This is a genomic window from Streptomyces sp. PsTaAH-137, assembly GCF_003259365.1.
Classification (GTDB): domain Bacteria; phylum Actinomycetota; class Actinomycetes; order Streptomycetales; family Streptomycetaceae; genus Streptomyces.
Genome location: NZ_QLLY01000026.1, coordinates 80,508 through 95,533 on the forward strand (window position 1 = coordinate 80,508; position 15,026 = coordinate 95,533).

General features: G+C 71.7%; 10 protein-coding genes. 5 read left to right on the plus strand and 5 right to left on the minus strand.

From position 1 onward, the window contains the following. Positions 1–36: 36 nt before the first annotated feature. From K377_RS37430 to K377_RS37450, 4 genes are all read right to left on the minus strand, one after another. Entirely contained in the window at positions 37–918 is an 882-nt protein-coding gene (locus tag K377_RS37430; RefSeq protein ID WP_111668112.1) for a carbohydrate ABC transporter permease, read from the minus strand. Beyond that, positions 915–2,366, minus strand: a complete 1,452-nt coding sequence (locus tag K377_RS37435) for a carbohydrate ABC transporter permease (RefSeq protein ID WP_181512747.1) — start codon at positions 2,364–2,366, stop codon at positions 915–917. The genes K377_RS37430 and K377_RS37435 overlap by 4 nt, the downstream gene beginning before the upstream one ends. 7 nt (positions 2,367–2,373) lie before the next feature. Further along, entirely contained in the window at positions 2,374–3,750 is a 1,377-nt protein-coding gene (locus K377_RS37440; RefSeq protein WP_111668113.1) for an ABC transporter substrate-binding protein, read from the minus strand. Between the two features lie 562 nt (positions 3,751–4,312). Continuing rightward, a complete protein-coding gene (locus tag K377_RS37450; RefSeq protein ID WP_111668115.1) occupies positions 4,313–7,402 on the minus strand; it encodes an FHA domain-containing protein in 3,090 nt (1,029 codons plus the stop codon). 391 nt (positions 7,403–7,793) lie between these two features. Here K377_RS37450 and K377_RS37455 point away from each other — a divergent pair, with 391 nt between their 5' ends. The 4 genes from K377_RS37455 (at position 7,794) to K377_RS37470 (ending at position 13,703) form a co-directional block, all read left to right on the plus strand. Beyond that, a complete protein-coding gene (locus tag K377_RS37455) occupies positions 7,794–9,425 on the plus strand; it encodes a serine/threonine-protein kinase (protein ID WP_111668116.1) in 1,632 nt (543 codons plus the stop codon). Positions 9,426–9,537: 112 nt separating this feature from the next. Next, positions 9,538–10,773 carry a serine/threonine-protein kinase gene (locus K377_RS37460; RefSeq protein WP_111668117.1) on the plus strand — a complete coding sequence of 412 codons (1,236 nt, stop codon included), beginning with the start codon at positions 9,538–9,540 and terminating at the stop codon, positions 10,771–10,773. Between the two features lie 661 nt (positions 10,774–11,434). After that, entirely contained in the window at positions 11,435–12,541 is a 1,107-nt protein-coding gene (prfB, locus tag K377_RS37465) for a peptide chain release factor 2 (RefSeq protein ID WP_111668118.1), read from the plus strand. Positions 12,542–12,869: 328 nt separating this feature from the next. After that, on the plus strand, positions 12,870–13,703 hold the full coding sequence (locus K377_RS37470) for a hypothetical protein (protein ID WP_111668119.1): 834 nt from the start codon (positions 12,870–12,872) through the stop codon (positions 13,701–13,703). A gap of 99 nt (positions 13,704–13,802) precedes the next feature. On the opposite strand, the gene K377_RS37475 is transcribed toward K377_RS37470, so the two are convergent. Next, the gene (locus K377_RS37475; protein WP_111668150.1) at positions 13,803–13,994 is read right to left on the minus strand and encodes a hypothetical protein; all 192 of its coding nucleotides are present in this window, start codon (positions 13,992–13,994) and stop codon (positions 13,803–13,805) included. A 321-nt stretch (positions 13,995–14,315) separates the two neighbouring features. Here K377_RS37475 and ftsE point away from each other — a divergent pair, with 321 nt between their 5' ends. After that, on the plus strand, positions 14,316–15,005 hold the full coding sequence (gene ftsE, locus K377_RS37480) for a cell division ATP-binding protein FtsE (protein WP_026245701.1): 690 nt from the start codon (positions 14,316–14,318) through the stop codon (positions 15,003–15,005). Positions 15,006–15,026: the final 21 nt, after the last annotated feature.

Below are 15,026 nucleotides of genomic sequence, written 5' to 3' on the forward strand. Positions count from 1 at the left end.
TCCCGGCCCGCCCCCTCAAACCCGCCCGGTGAACGGCTACTTCACCGCGCCCGCCATCACACCCGAGACGAAGTGCCGCTGGAAGGCGAAGAACACCGCGAGCGGAATGATCATCGAGATGAACGCGCCGGGCCCGAGCACGTCGACGTTGTTGCCGAACTGGCGGACCTGGGTCTGCAGCGCGACCGTGATCGGCTGGCTGCCCGCGTCCGTGAAGACCAGGGCGACCAGCATGTCGTTCCACACCCACAGGAACTGGAAGATGCCGAGCGAGGCGATCGCCGGAGCGGCCAGCGGCATCACCACCCGCGCGAACAGGCGCAGTTCGCCCGCCCCGTCGAGCCGCGCCGCCTCCAGGAGTTCGCGCGGTATCTCCGCGAAGAAGTTCCGCAACAGGAACACCGCGAACGGCAGCCCGAACGCGACATGGAAGAGCACCACGCCGAGCACCGACCCGAAGATGCCGATGTCGCCGAAGAGCTTGGCGATCGGTACGAGGGCCAGCTGCACCGGCACCACAAGCAGCCCCACCACGATCAGGAACCACCAGTCGCGGCCCGGGAACTCCATCCACGCGAACGCGTACCCCGCCAGCGAACCGATCACGATGACCAGCAAGGTCGCGGGCACCGTGATCAGGATCGTGTTGAGCAGGGACTTCGTGATGTCGGAGTTCTCGAGCAGCTTGCTGTAGCTGTCGAAGGTGAGCTGGGACGGCTTGGAGAACACCTTCCACCAGCCGCTCGCCGCCATGTCGTCGGGTGAGCGCAGCGAGGAGAGCAGCAGCCCGACGGTCGGCACCAGCCAGAGCGCGCCGACCACGAGCAGCACGAACTGCACCACACCGCCGCCGAGCTTCTCGCCGATCCGTCCCGCGACCGACCGCTTGGCCCGCACCGTGTCGTCGACCGTCGTCATCGCCGCGCCTCCTGCCTCAGCCGCCGCATGTTGAACCACATCACCGGGATCACGAGGAGCAGCAGGAGCACCGCGATGGCGCTGGCCAGGCCCTCGTTGTTCTCGTTGAACGCCGACAGGTACAGCTGCAGCGCCAGGACGTTGGCGTCGTCCTGGGTGGAGCCCGGCGCGATGATGTAGACCAGGTCGAAGATCTTCAGGACGTTGATCATGAGAGTGACGAGGACGACCGCGAGCACCGGTGCGAGCAGCGGCACCGTGACCCGCCGGAACACCTGCCACTCCGTGGCCCCGTCCACCCGGGCCGCCTCCAGGAGTTCCCGGGGGATCCCGGCGAGTCCGGCGCCGATGAGGACCATCGCGAAGCCCGCCCACATCCACACGTACGCGACCATGATCGAGGTCGTCACGATGTTGAGGTAGAGGTCGAAGCCGCCCAGATGGATGGTGAAGAACTTCTTGTCGCCGAGCCAGTCGACGCCGTTGTACGCCTCCTTGAAGTTGGTGGCGGGCAGCCGGAGTTTTGCCCCGTCGGCGGCGGCGGGCAGGGTGAAGGTGCCGTCGGCGGCTGCCGTCGTGGACGCCACCACCTTGCCGCCCTTCACGGCCTCGACCCGCATGCCGGGGTAGCCGACCTCGGTTGCGTCGACGTCCTTCGCCTTGCCGACGCCCTTGCCGAGCGTGAAGTCCTGCCAGAGCGTGCCGGTGACCTTCCCCGGTGAGGCGGTGGCCGCCTTCGCGGGTTTCGCGTCCTTCGGCATCTCGTCGGCGGCGACCCCGACCAGCGGCAGCAGATAGGACGTGCCCGCCTGCACCGGCTGCTTGGTGAGGTACGGGCCGCCCGCCTTGCCCGCGAGCGGGTCGTTGGCGCGCGGATGGGCCTTCGGGAACGCGGACGCCGAGCTGAACGTGTCGTGGACCGAGGTCCACACCGCGTTCACCGCGCCCTTGCCCGGATCCTGGTCGTACACCAGCCGGAAGATGATGCCGGCGGCCAGCATCGAGATCGCCATCGGCATGAAGACGACCAGCTTGAACGCCGTGCCCCAGCGGATCCGCTCGGTCATCACGGCGAAGATCAGGCCGAGTGCGGTGGCGACCGTCGGGGCGAGCACCACCCACCAGATGTTGTTGTTGATCGCGGCCTTGGTGTCGGAACGGGTGAACAGCGTCTGGTAGTTGTCGAACCCGATGAACGAGTCGCCCGAGGCGTTGAAGAAGCTGCGCACGACCGAGTACCCGATCGGGTAGACGACGAGCGCGCCGAGCAGCACGAGCGCGGGCAGGAGGAAGAAGAGCGCGACGGTCCTGCGGGTACCGGTCACGCTCTTGAAGCGGCGGGGAGCGGGGGCGGGCCCGGGTGTCGCCGACGCGGCCGTGGTGGCCGGTGCGTCGGCGGCGGCACCCGGGCCGCCGTCCTTGTCGGGTCCGGCGGCCGGGGTGGTCATCGCCCGATCAGTCCTTGTACGCCTTGACCGCGTCGGCCTCCAGAGTCTTCTGGGTGCCTTCGATGTCCTTCGGGTTCGCCAGGAAGTCCTGGAGCGCCTTCCACTCGCCCTTGCCGGGCGTGCCGCCGAACGCCTGCGGGGTCTGGTCCGACATGTCGAAGCGGAAGTCGTCGCCGGAGTCGACGAGCGCCTTGGCGATCGTGCGCTGCACGGCGTTCGGGTACGCGGACAGCTCCACGTTCTTGTTCGGCGAGAGGTAACCGCCCAGCTTGGCCTGGATGGTGGCCGCGTCGGGGGAGGCCAGGAACTTCACCAGGGCCTGCGCCGCCGGCGAGTCCTTGAAGATCACCGCTGCGTCGCCGCCGCTGACCACGGGCGCCTTGGCGCCGACCGCCGGGAACGGGAACACCTTCGCGTCCGTGCCGACCTTCGCCTTGGTCTGCGCGATGTTGACCTGCACGAAGTCGCCCTCGTAGACCATGGCGCTCTTGGGCTGGTCGCCGCCGGTGAAGGTCTGCTCGACGGACTTGGTGAACTCGGTGCCCACCGCGCCCTTGTTGCCGCCCGCGAGGTAGTCGCTCTTGCCCCACAACTGGGCCAGCGTCGTCAGCGCCTGCTTGACCGACGGGTCCGTCCACTTGATCTTGTGCGCGGCGAGCTGGTCGTACTTCTCCGGGCCCGCCTGCGAGAGGTAGATGTTCTCGAACCAGTCGGTGAGCGGCCAGCCGTCGGCACCGGCCACCGACACCGGCGTCACCCCGGAGTCGTAGAGCGCCTGGCTGGTGGTCAGGAACTCCTTCCAGGTCTTCGGCTCCTTCGCCGCCGCGTTCTGGAAGACCGCCGCGTTGTACCAGATCAGCGACTTGTTGGCGGCCTTGTAGTAGGCGCCGTAGCTCTGGCCGTCGACCTTGCCGAGGTCCTGCCAGCCCTGGCTGTAGTTCTTCGTCAGCTCGGCCTGCACGTCCTTGTCGAGCGGCTTCGCCCACTTCTTGTCGACGGCCTGCTTGATGGCGCCGGGCTGCGGCAGCATCGCCACGTCGGGCGGGGAGCCGCCCGCGACCTTCGACCCGATGAAGTTGATGATCGGGTCCTGTGCGGGGACGAAGGTGACCTTCGCGCCCGTCCGTTTCTCGAACTCCGCGAGCACCTGCTTGAAGTTCTTCTGCTCGTCACCGGTCCATACGGCGGCGATCTCCAGCGATTTGCCGTCCAGCTTGGGGAGCTGGAGGGAGGAGCCGGAGGAAGAGCCCGTGTCCTTCCCGCCCGGTTCATCGCTTTTTTTGTCGTCACTGCCGCCGCACGAGGCGAGTGCCAGCGTCAATGAGCCTGCGGCCAGGGCCACGGCCGCTCGGCGGAAGGTGGGTGTCCGAAGAGTGCTGCGCATCACTGCCCCGTTCTCGTCCTGAAGGCTGAACGTACGTACTGAGCGCTGTACTTCTGGCGTGTTCGTGCGCTCTGGTCTACGCCCCACCAGGGAGAACCGGCAAGGGTGCCGGGCGCTCCGCGACGGTGATCGTGACGGGGTCGTGATGCCCGGGCCGCTTGTGAAGTTCCCCGCGCCCCTGGGTTGTTCGTTCGTCTGCGGCCCGGTGGCCGCTTCTCGCGCAGTTCCCCGCGCCCCTGAGGCATGCGCTGCGCGCAGCCTCCCCTTGAGAGGCTGCGCTCCGCGCGCCTCCCGATAGGGGCGCGCCTCTCTGGTGGGGCGGGGGGCGGTCGGGGTGCGCCTCTCTTGATGAGATGGCGCACGAAGTGCGCATCTCAGGGGCGCGGGGAACTGCGCGACCAGCCACGACGAGAGGCGCGCGTGGGAACTGGTTTTAGGGGCGCGGGGAACTGCGCGAGAAGCGGCCACCGGGGCGCGCGTGACGGACTACCCAGGGGCGCGGGGAACTGCGCGACCAGCCACCGCCGGGCCGCGGATGAGCGACAACGTGACAGGGGAACTGCTAGAGGAGGGACGGGACTTCCTGGGCCGAGACCGAGCGGGCCGCTCGTTCCAGGGCGCTGGCCAGGAGGGCCAGGTCCGTGGGCCCGTTGCCCAGCTCGCGGACCGGGCGACGGTCCGGGGGATCGCCCATGCGGGCCCAGTCGAGGACGACCACGGTGGGCCGGAGCGTGGCCGTGCGCGGAATCCGCCCGGTGACCCGCCCGGACTGAAGCCCCACATCCCGCCCATCGGCAGCGAACAACCGCCCCCGCCCCGGCGCCGGATCCTCGACCCCACCACCCCGCACGGCATCGAGCACCACCCGGGGCCGAGCCGCCCACCCGGCATCTCCGCCGGAGGCGAAGGAGGCGACGAGATGCACCCCGAGCCGCTCCCCGTCCCGCGCCACGGCCTCCAGCGCCCGCACCACGGACCCCGCGGCGGGCCGCCCCGGCGACCCCAGCGGCGGCGCCAGCAGCGCGTCCAGATCGTCGACGACCACCACGAGCCGCGGCAACGGCGGCGCCGCCTCCGCCTTCTCCCGCGCCGCACCGGGCCGCAGCCGCATCGTCGGCATCGTGGAACTCGGCGCCGTGTCGAGATCGTCGGCACCGGAGGAGGGCGGCGCGCTGCGCTGCGGAACGAGACGCCCGGCGACGGTGCGCTGGGTGTGCCACTCGGTGAAGTGCGTACGCCCTATCAACTCGGCCCGCCGCTTCAGCTCGGTGCTCAGCGACTGGGCGAACTCCCGCATCCGCACCGGGTCGTTGGCCGCGAGGTGGGTCGTGACGTGCGGCAGGTCCGTACAGACCCGCAAGCCCTCGGCCGCGCCGCTCGACCCACCGGCGCCGCCCTCCCCGTCGATGAGGACGAGGCTGAGCCGGTCCGGCCGCTCGGCGGCGGCGAGCGACGCGGCGACGGAGCGCAACAGCTCCGTACGGCCACTGCCCGCGGGCCCCTCGACGAACAGATGCGGCCCGTCCGCGGCGAGATCGACCCCGACCGGCCCGCGCGGCCCGGCGCCGAGCACCGCCACCACCCGGCCGCCCAGGGCCTCCGGATCGTCCGTGGCCGCGGCCCAGCGCGCCATCAGCGACGCCGGGGTGGCCCGCGCCAGCCCCAGCTCGTCCAGCAACCGGGCGACCTGCGGCAACGGCGCCGACACGCGCGCGTGCGGCAGCCCCGACGTGCCCGCGCCCTCCGTGCGCAGCGGTGCGAGCGCCCGCGCGAACCGCTCCGCCCACGCGAGCGACACCGCGTCCACCGTGGCCACGGTCCCGTGCCCGACGGGCTGCCCCTGGGCGGCGCGGTGCAGCCGCAGGGAGGTCGCCACGTCCCCGCTGAGCAGCGCCGCGGCGCCGCACGCGCGGAAGGCCGGGCTCTGCGCACAGGCCGCCTCATAGGTCCGGTCGACCGGGGACGCCGGGGTGGTGGCCGGTGTCTCGGCGAGGCACACCACGTGGATCCCGGCCGCCGAGCCCTCGGCGGCGAGCCGCACGGTGGCCTCCCGCAGCGTGGCCGACCCCGGGTCGCCGTCGACGACGACCACGGCGGCGGCGTCGGGGCGCAGGCCCGCGGCATGGTCGTCGAGGCGGCGCAGCAGCTCACCGGTGCGGGCGGCCGCCTGGTCCCGGTCGTACGCGAGCAGCAGCCGGCAGTCCTGGCCGTGGGCCGGGCGCACATGGGGCAGCCAGCCGAGCCAGGACCACTCGGCGATCCGCTCCGCCTCGGGCCGCGCCCGGTCGGTGCTGATCAGGACGATCTCCAGCTGGTCCGGCGCGTGCAGCGCGGCGAGCTGGGCCACGACCGCGCGGGCCAGACCGGCGAGCCGCGTCCGCGGCCCCGCGAGCCCGAGCGCCCCCGCCTCGGCGAGTCCTACGGTCACCGGGACCGCGGGCAGCGGTCCGGAGCCGCCGGGCCCCGGCCGGTCGACCGTGCCGAGCCGTACGGCCAGCGCCTCCGGGTGCCCGGGCCGGCGCTCCCACAGCCGCGGCCCGGGGCCGAGCGCGGTGAGCAGCAGCGTGGCGGCGTCGGGCCAGGTCTCGGCGGCGGGCACGGCGGGAACGGGCTCGGCGCCGCTGCGGGGAGCGGGCACGCCGGGCTGCTGCGGCGCGCGCATCGCGTACGGCTCGTGGATCGCGTGCTCGGCGTCGTGCGCGGAACGGGCCGTGTCCTTCGCGTGCGGCTCGTCGCGCCCGGGGCCGCGGCGTAGCAGCCGCCCCAGACCGCCGCGCTTGCGCGGGGCGGACGGCAGCTCCGTACCGCGCGGTGGCGTGCCCGTCCCGGTCCGCTCCACGTCGGGCGCCCCGCCCTGGCCCGGTACGACGGGCTGCGCGCCCCCGGGCGCCTCGTCACCCGAGGCGCCCCAGGACGCGTCCCCGTACGTGTGCCGGGTCTCGTCGGAAGGGACCATCGGCGACGAAGGCGCGGCCGGGGCGTCGCCCGCGGCGGGCCGCCGGGGGTCGGCCGTGCCGAGCGCCACCCGCACCTGCCCCTCGCCGTCGGGCGCCGTCGCCAGCGGTGCCGTACGGGCCGTGCCGCCCGCCGCCGTGACCCGCAGCGCCGACTCGCCCAGGCGCAGCAGGGTGCCGGGGGAGAGGCGCACGGGGCGCTCGTCGAGGGAGCGGCCCTCCAGCGTCGTCCCGTTCGTCGAACCCAGGTCCGCCACCGTGACCCGGCCGTCCGGGGCGAGCGTCACCGCGCAGTGCAGCCGTGACACGTCCGGGTCGTCGAGGCTGACGTCGGCGTCGGCGGAGCGGCCGATGCGGATCTGGCCGCCGTGCAGCAGATGGACGCCGCCCGCGTCCGGCCCCGCCACCACGTGCAGCTGGGCCGCCGCCGAGTCGGGATCGGGGCCGGGGTCGGTGGGGCCGCCGAGCGAGAGCACCGCGCCGTCGGTCAGCGGCGGCTCGCCCAGCAGACAGCGCTGCGGATCGAGCCGCTCATGGCCCGCGTATAGCACGGAGGAGGGGGCGTCGCCGCCCGCGGCGGCCGCGACGAGTCCGGAGAGCACGGCGGCGAGCGCGGTGCCCGCGGGCGCTGTGACCAGAAGGTCGCGGACCGGGGATGCGGCCTCGACGGAGGCCATGACGGTAAGCCGGATCTGCATCGCCGTCAGCGGTCCCTTCTGCGCGGGCGCCCGGGCCAGGGACGCCCGCGGTCCCCACCGCAGATTCCCCCGCCGCCACGGGCACGTCAGCCAGTGCTGAGAGGCATCCTCGCACCTGCCACTGACACTTCGCCCGCCCCCCACCCGTAAGTGATCTTGATTGGTCGGCTCTGCCCGCAAAAGTGCCTGCTCTGTCGCCGCCCCGCGACCGGTTGAGATCGCTCACGTCCCCCGTCGGCAACCGGGAGGACCGGAATTGCGTCTTTCCGACGAGGTCTGTCCGTCGAACACGGGTATGAGTGGTCACGGAAGATCGACAGCCTGTACCTCGTACGGCGCCACTACAGTGGGTCGGAACACAGTTCGCAAAGCCAAGCAGGGAGCGCATGACGTGCGGCCGGTAGGCAGCAAGTACCTGCTCGAGGAGCCGCTCGGACGCGGCGCCACGGGCACCGTCTGGCGGGCCCGCCAGCGCGAGACCGCGGGTGCCGAGGCGGCCGTCGCCGGCCAGCCCGGCGAGACGGTCGCGATCAAGGTCCTGAAGGAAGAGCTGGCCAACGACGCGGACGTGGTGATGCGCTTCCTCAGGGAGCGCTCCGTCCTGCTCAGGCTCACGCATCCGAACATCGTCCGCACGCGCGACCTGGTCGTCGAGGGCGAGCTGCTCGCCCTGGTCATGGACCTGATCGACGGCCCGGACCTGCACCGCTATCTGCGCGAGAACGGCCCGTTCTCGCCGGTCGCGGCCGCGCTGCTGACCGCCCAGGTCGCCGACGCGCTCGCCGCGAGCCACGCCGACGGCGTCGTGCACCGCGACCTGAAGCCGGCGAACGTGCTGCTCAAACAGGACGCCGGTGGCATGCACCCGATGCTGACCGACTTCGGCATCGCGCGCCTGGCCGACTCCCCGGGCCTGACCCGCACCCACGAGTTCGTGGGCACGCCCGCGTACGTCGCGCCCGAGTCCGCCGAGGGCCGCCCGCAGACCAGCGCGGTCGACATCTACGGCGCGGGCATCCTGCTCTACGAGCTGGTGACCGGGCGCCCGCCGTTCTCCGGCGGCTCCGCCCTCGAAGTGCTCCACCAGCACCTCAGCGCCGAGCCGCGCCGCCCCTCCACCGTGCCCGACCCGCTGTGGACGGTCATCGAGCGCTGCCTGCGCAAGAACCCGGACGAGCGGCCCAGCGCGGAGAACCTCGCGCGCGGGCTGCGCACCGTCGCCGAGGGCATCGGCGTGCATGCCAACAGCGCGCAGATCCACGCCGCCGAGGGCGTCGGCGCCCTGCTGATGCCCGACCCGGACCCGGCACAGGTCCCGGAGGTCCCCGGCGCCGCCGACCCCACGCAGGTACTGCCGAACAACGCGTCGGGTTTCGGCCAGTTCGGCCAGGTCGATCCGAACGCCGCGACGAGCGTCATGCAGCAGCAGGGCAACCAGGCGGGCCCGCACGGCGCGGCCGACCCGACGGCCGTCATGCCTCCGGTCCCGCAGAACTCCCCGGGCGGCGACCCCGACGACCCGCACCCGTGGCAGAACCAGATGCGCGCGGCCCGCGACCGCAACGAGCAGACGCAGGTCCAGTACCTCAACCCCGACGAGGACCCGCTGCGCCGCCGCCCCCAGCGCCAGGTCCAGCAGCCCCAGCAGCAGCCGCGCCAGCAGAGTTACGCGCCCCGGCAGCCGCGCCAGGCGCCGCGCTCGACCCCGCAGCCGCAGCAGCCCCAGCAGCCCAGGCAGCAGCCGCAGCAGTACGCGCCGCCGCAGCCGCCGCCCCAGCAGGCGCGGCCCCCGCGCGAGCCGCGCCAGCGCAGCGCCAACCCGATGAAGATCCCCGGTCTCGGCTGCCTCAAGGGCTGCCTGTTCATGATCGTGATCCTCTTCGTGGTGAGCTGGCTGGTCTGGGAATTCACTCCGCTCCAGGACTGGATCGGCACCGGCAAGGGGTACTGGGACCAGCTCTCCACCTGGTTCGACGACATCACCGGCTGGATCGGCGATCTGGGGAGCAAAACCGGCAACTGAACTGCGATGTTGGAGATTTGTCGACATCCGGCGGGTGATTTCCCGCTCTGATGCGATGGTTGGCGTCCGGGCCGCGTAGCTTGGGCGCCAACACGCGTCTGTAGGAGCAGTCTTGGCACGGAAAATCGGCAGCCGGTACACCGCCCACCAGATCCTGGGGCGTGGCAGTGCGGGCACCGTGTGGCTGGGCGAGGGACCCGAGGGTCCCGTCGCCATCAAACTGCTGCGCGAGGATCTCGCCTCCGACCAGGAACTGGTCGGCCGCTTCGTCCAGGAGCGCACCGCCCTGCTGAGCCTCGACCACGCGCGCGTGGTCGGCGTTCACGACCTGGTGGTCGACGGCAACGACCTCGCCCTGGTCATGGACCTGGTCCGCGGCACCGACCTGCGCACCCGCCTGGAGCGCGAGCGGCGCATGGCCCCCGAGGCCGCCGTCGCGATCGCCGCCGACGTCGCCGACGCGCTGGCCGCCGCGCACGCCGCCGGCATCGTCCACCGCGACGTGAAGCCCGAGAACATCCTGCTCGACATGCAGGGCCCGCTCGGCCCCGGCGGCGCGCACCCCGCGCTCCTCACCGACTTCGGCATCGCCAAGCTGATCGACACTCCGCGCCGCACCAAGGCGACGAAGATCATCGGCACGCCGGACTGCCTCGCCCCCGAGATCGTCGAGGGCCTCCCGCCGCGCGCCGCGGTCGACATATACGCCCTCGCCACGGTCCTGTACGAGCTTCTGGCGGGGTTCACCCCGTTCGGCGGCGGGCATCCCGGGGCGATCCTGCGCCGGCACGTCACGGAGACCGTCGTCCCGCTGCCCGGCATCCCCGACGAGCTGTGGCAGCTGCTCATCCAGTGCCTCGCCAAGGCGCCGGCCTCCCGGCTGCGGGCCTCGGAGATGGCCGCCGGGCTGCGCGAGCTGCTGCCGTTCCTGGCCGGGATGGCGCCGCTCGACGTCGACGAGCCCGATGCCGAGCAGGACGCCGAGGAGCCGCAGGCGCCGGACGAGGAGCCGGTGGCGGTGGAGCGGCCCCGGCGCGGTGCCGTGCCTCTTGTTCCCGGTACGGCCTCGGCCGACTCCAACCGCGACACCCATACGTCGATGAGGGTCCCGGCGCCGGACGAGCTGGCCGGCGGCGCCCGCGGCACCGCCCGGGCTCCCCGCGCCTCGGGTGCCCCACGGCCCGGCTCCGCCCGCAACCGTCATTCCGCGCGCCGGCGCCGGATCACTCTGGGGGTGGCCGGGCTGGTCCTGGCCGCGGCGCTGGGCGGCGGCATCTGGGCCCTCTCCTCCGGAGACGCCCCCGAGCCCCCCACGGACAACCAGAACTCGGCCCCATCGGCCCCGTAGCGCCCCTCGCCCGTCTGCGGCTCCGTCATGGCTGGTCGCGCAGTTCCCCGCGCCCCTGGGCAGTTCTTCGTGCGCGGCCCGGCGGCCGCTTTTCGCGCAGGTGCCCGCGCCCCTGAGATGCGCACTTCGTGCGCCATCTCATCAAGAGAGACGCGCCACCGCCGCCCCATCAGGAGAGGCGCACCACTGCCCCATCGGGAGGCGCGCGGAGCGCAGCCTCAAGGGGAGGCGGCGCGCAGCGCACGCCTCAGGGGTGCGGGGAACTGCGCGATCAGCCACGACGGTGGCGCGCGTGAAAGTCGGCCCAGGGGTGCGGGGAACTGCGCGATCAGCCACGACGGTGGCGCGCGTGAAAGTCGGCCCAGGGGTGCGGGGAACTGCGCGATCAGCCACGACGGTGGCGCGCGTGAAAGTCGGCCCAGGGGTGCGGGGAACTGCGCGACCGGCCACGACGGTGGCGCGCGTGAGAGACGGCCCAGGGGTGCGGGGAACTGCGCGACCGGCCACGACGGTGGCGCGCGTGAAGGACGGCCCAGGGGCGCGGGGAACTGCGCGAGGCGTGGTTACCGGACCGCAGGCGACCGGCAAGCCAGGAGCCCCGGGAAACCAAGGCGCCCGGCACCCGGCGGAAGCCGCTTGCGGCAGACGTTAGGCTGGTGATGTGGCAGTCGTCGATGTATCCGAAGAGCTGAAGTCCCTCTCCTCGACCATGGAGTCGATCGAGGCCGTCCTGGACCTCGACAAGCTGAGGGCAGATATCGCCGTGCTCGAGGAGCAGGCGGCCGCGCCGTCCCTGTGGGACGACCCGGAAGAGGCGCAGAAGATCACCAGCAAGCTGAGCCACCTCCAGGCGGAGGTGCGCAAGGCCGAGGCCCTGCGCGGTCGCATCGACGACCTCTCGGTCCTCTTCGAGATGGCCGAGGAGGAGGACGACCCGGACACCCGCGCCGAGGCGGAGTCCGAGCTGACCTCCGTGAAGAAGGCGCTGGACGAGATGGAGGTCCGTACCCTCCTGTCCGGCGAGTACGACTCCCGCGAGGCGATCGTCAACATCCGCGCCGAGGCCGGCGGCGTCGACGCGGCCGACTTCGCCGAGCAGCTCCAGCGCATGTACCTGCGCTGGGCGGAGCGTCACGGCTACAAGACGGAGATCTACGAGACCTCGTACGCGGAAGAGGCCGGCATCAAGTCGACCAGCTTCTCGGTCCAGGTCCCGTACGCCTACGGCACGCTCTCCGTCGAGCAGGGCACGCACCGCCTGGTCCGCATCTCCCCGTTCGACAACCAGGGCCGCCGCCAGACGTCCTTCGCCGGCGTCGAGGTGCTCCCGGTGGTCGAGCAGACCGACCACGTCGAGATCGACGAGTCGGACCTGCGCATCGACGTCTACCGTTCCTCGGGCCCGGGCGGCCAGGGCGTGAACACGACGGACTCCGCGGTCCGCCTGACCCACATCCCCACCGGCATCGTGGTCTCCTGCCAGAACGAGCGCTCGCAGATCCAGAACAAGGCCACGGCCATGAACGTTCTTCAGGCGAAGCTCCTCGAGCGTCAGCGCCAGGAGGAGCGGGCCAAGATGGACGCCCTGAAGGGCGACGGCGGCAGCTCCTGGGGCAACCAGATGCGTTCGTACGTCCTGCACCCGTACCAGATGGTCAAGGACCTCCGTACGGAATTCGAGGTCGGTAACCCGCAGTCCGTGCTCGACGGCGAGATCGACGGCTTCATCGAGGCCGGCATTCGCTGGCGCAAGCAGCAGGAGAAGTAAGCGAATCCGCCGTTCCGGCGGCTTTATCGACAAGGCAACTGCCGCTCACAGAGCGGCAGTTGCCTTTCTTTGTGGGGGAGATGTGAAGGGCTTTCTGCCTTTTACATCACAGTCACATGTCCGTACGCCGGTCAATTCCCCTGGATAGGGACATTGTGCACGCAACGGCCTTGACGTTGATCTGAAAACTGGGAAGGCTGGCGCGCGGCATGCGTATCAGTGGGACGTGTGTGTACGGGGGAACGGGTCGGACGAGACTCCTGCTGCCTCCGGAACGCGGTCCCTGGCGCTGCTCCATCGACGATTGGCTACTGGGGGTAGCAGACAGATGACCAATAAGACGCGGATCCGTGTCGCACGGATAGCTGCCGGCGCGGTGATCGCCGCCGGTGCGTCGCTGACCGCCGCGGGGGCCGCCTCGGCCGCCGATGGCTCCGCCACCGAGGACTGTGGCCTGCTCTCCGTCGTGCTGGGCTGCGATGACGGCGGCTCCGACGGCGGTACGACCGACGGTGGTTCCACGGACGGCGGGTCGACGGACGGCGGCGGCGACGCCGGCGGCCTGGTCGGCGGCGGCATCGGTGGCACCGACGGCGGTGCGACGGACGGCGGTGCGACCGACGGTGGTGCCACGGACGGTGGCGCGACCGACGGTGGCGCGACGGACGGCGGTGCGACCGACGGCGGTGCGACCGATGGTGGTGCCACGGACGGTGGCGCGACCGACGGCGGTGCGACCGACGGCGGTGCGACCGATGGTGGTGCCACGGACGGTGGCGCGACCGACGGTGGTTCCACGGACGGCGGCTCCGGCAACGGCGGCTCCGACAATGGCGGCTCCGGTAACAACGGTGGCTCCGGCAACGGCGGTTCGTCGTCCACCGGCGGTTCCTCCTCCACCGGCGGTTCCTCCTCCACCGGTGGCGACAACACCAACCCCGACGGCAACAACAACCCCGTCGAGCAGGGCCAGGGCAAGGACAGCCTCCAGGACACCGGCTCCAGCACGGAGCAGGCCGGGTCCGCCAAGACCGGCGAGCTGGCCGAGACCGGTTCCTCCGGCACCACGTTCCTGCTGATCGGCGCCGCGACCATGATCGCGGGCGGTGTGGGCTTCCGCCTGCTGCCGCGCATGGCGGCCGGTCGCAACACCGCGGTGTGAACTGCGTGACGTGACCCGGGGCCACCCGGAACACGAGAAGGCCCGGAGCCGATCGGCTCCGGGCCTTCTCACGTCCTGCCGCGGCTGCCGCCGCGGCGGCTAAGCCGTCTGGTGCGCGAGGAGCGCCACGGCCGCCACGAGCACCACCACCAGCGCGATCAACGCCATCGGATTGAGTCCGGACAGCGGATTCTGCTGCTGGAGCCGCTCGCGGTTCGCCCGGCAGACCGGGCAGCGGCCCTCGCTCACGGGCGCCGCGCAGTTCGCGCACACCAACCTGTCGTAGGTCATGCGCCTCTCCTCCTCCGACGCGGCGGAGCCGGCCACCGAGTACCCACTGGTTCTCTCCGCTCAACGCTCCGGGAAACGCAACCGTTCCCCCCTCCACTGTGCCAGCTTCGCGGAATTTCGGCGCGTTCCCCTCACAGGACCGTCGCTGACCAGGCACGGGACGGACAAAACCGGCAACGCAACGGGTCCCTCACCGGGACAAAACGCTCATCCAGGGGCGGCGCCTGATATCCGCGAGCCCATTCGCGTATGGTCACGCTCACCTACGGGGTGTCCACGACGCCCCCGCCCCCTACGCCCCCGACGCCCCGAGGCGCACCCGTGATCCGATTCGACAACGTCTCCAAGGTCTACCCGAAGCAGACCCGACCCGCTCTCCGGGATGTATCCCTGGAGGTCGAGCGCGGCGAGTTCGTCTTCCTGGTCGGCTCCTCCGGCTCCGGCAAGTCGACGTTCCTCCGCCTCATCCTGCGTGAGGAGCGCTGCAGCCACGGCCAGGTGCACGTGCTGGGCAAGGACCTGGGCCGGGTCTCCAACTGGAAGGTCCCGCAGATCCGCCGCCAGCTCGGCACGGTCTTCCAGGACTTCCGGCTCCTGCCCAACAAGACCGTCGGTGAGAACGTCGCCTTCGCGCAGGAGGTCATCGGCAAGTCCCGCGGCGAGATCCGCAAGTCCGTGCCCCAGGTGCTCGACCTCGTCGGCCTCGGCGGCAAGGAGGAGCGGATGCCCGGCGAGCTGTCCGGCGGTGAGCAGCAGCGCGTGGCCATCGCCCGCGCCTTCGTCAACCGCCCCAAGCTGCTGATCGCGGACGAGCCCACGGGAAACCTGGACCCGCAGACGTCGGTCGGCATCATGAAGCTGCTCGACCGCATCAACCGCACGGGCACCACCGTGGTGATGGCCACCCACGACCAGAACATCGTGGACCAGATGCGCAAGCGCGTCATCGAGCTGGAGAAGGGCCGCCTCGTCCGCGACCAGGCACGCGGCGTCTACGGCTACCAGCACTGAGAAGTACCGAGTGAAGCTGCG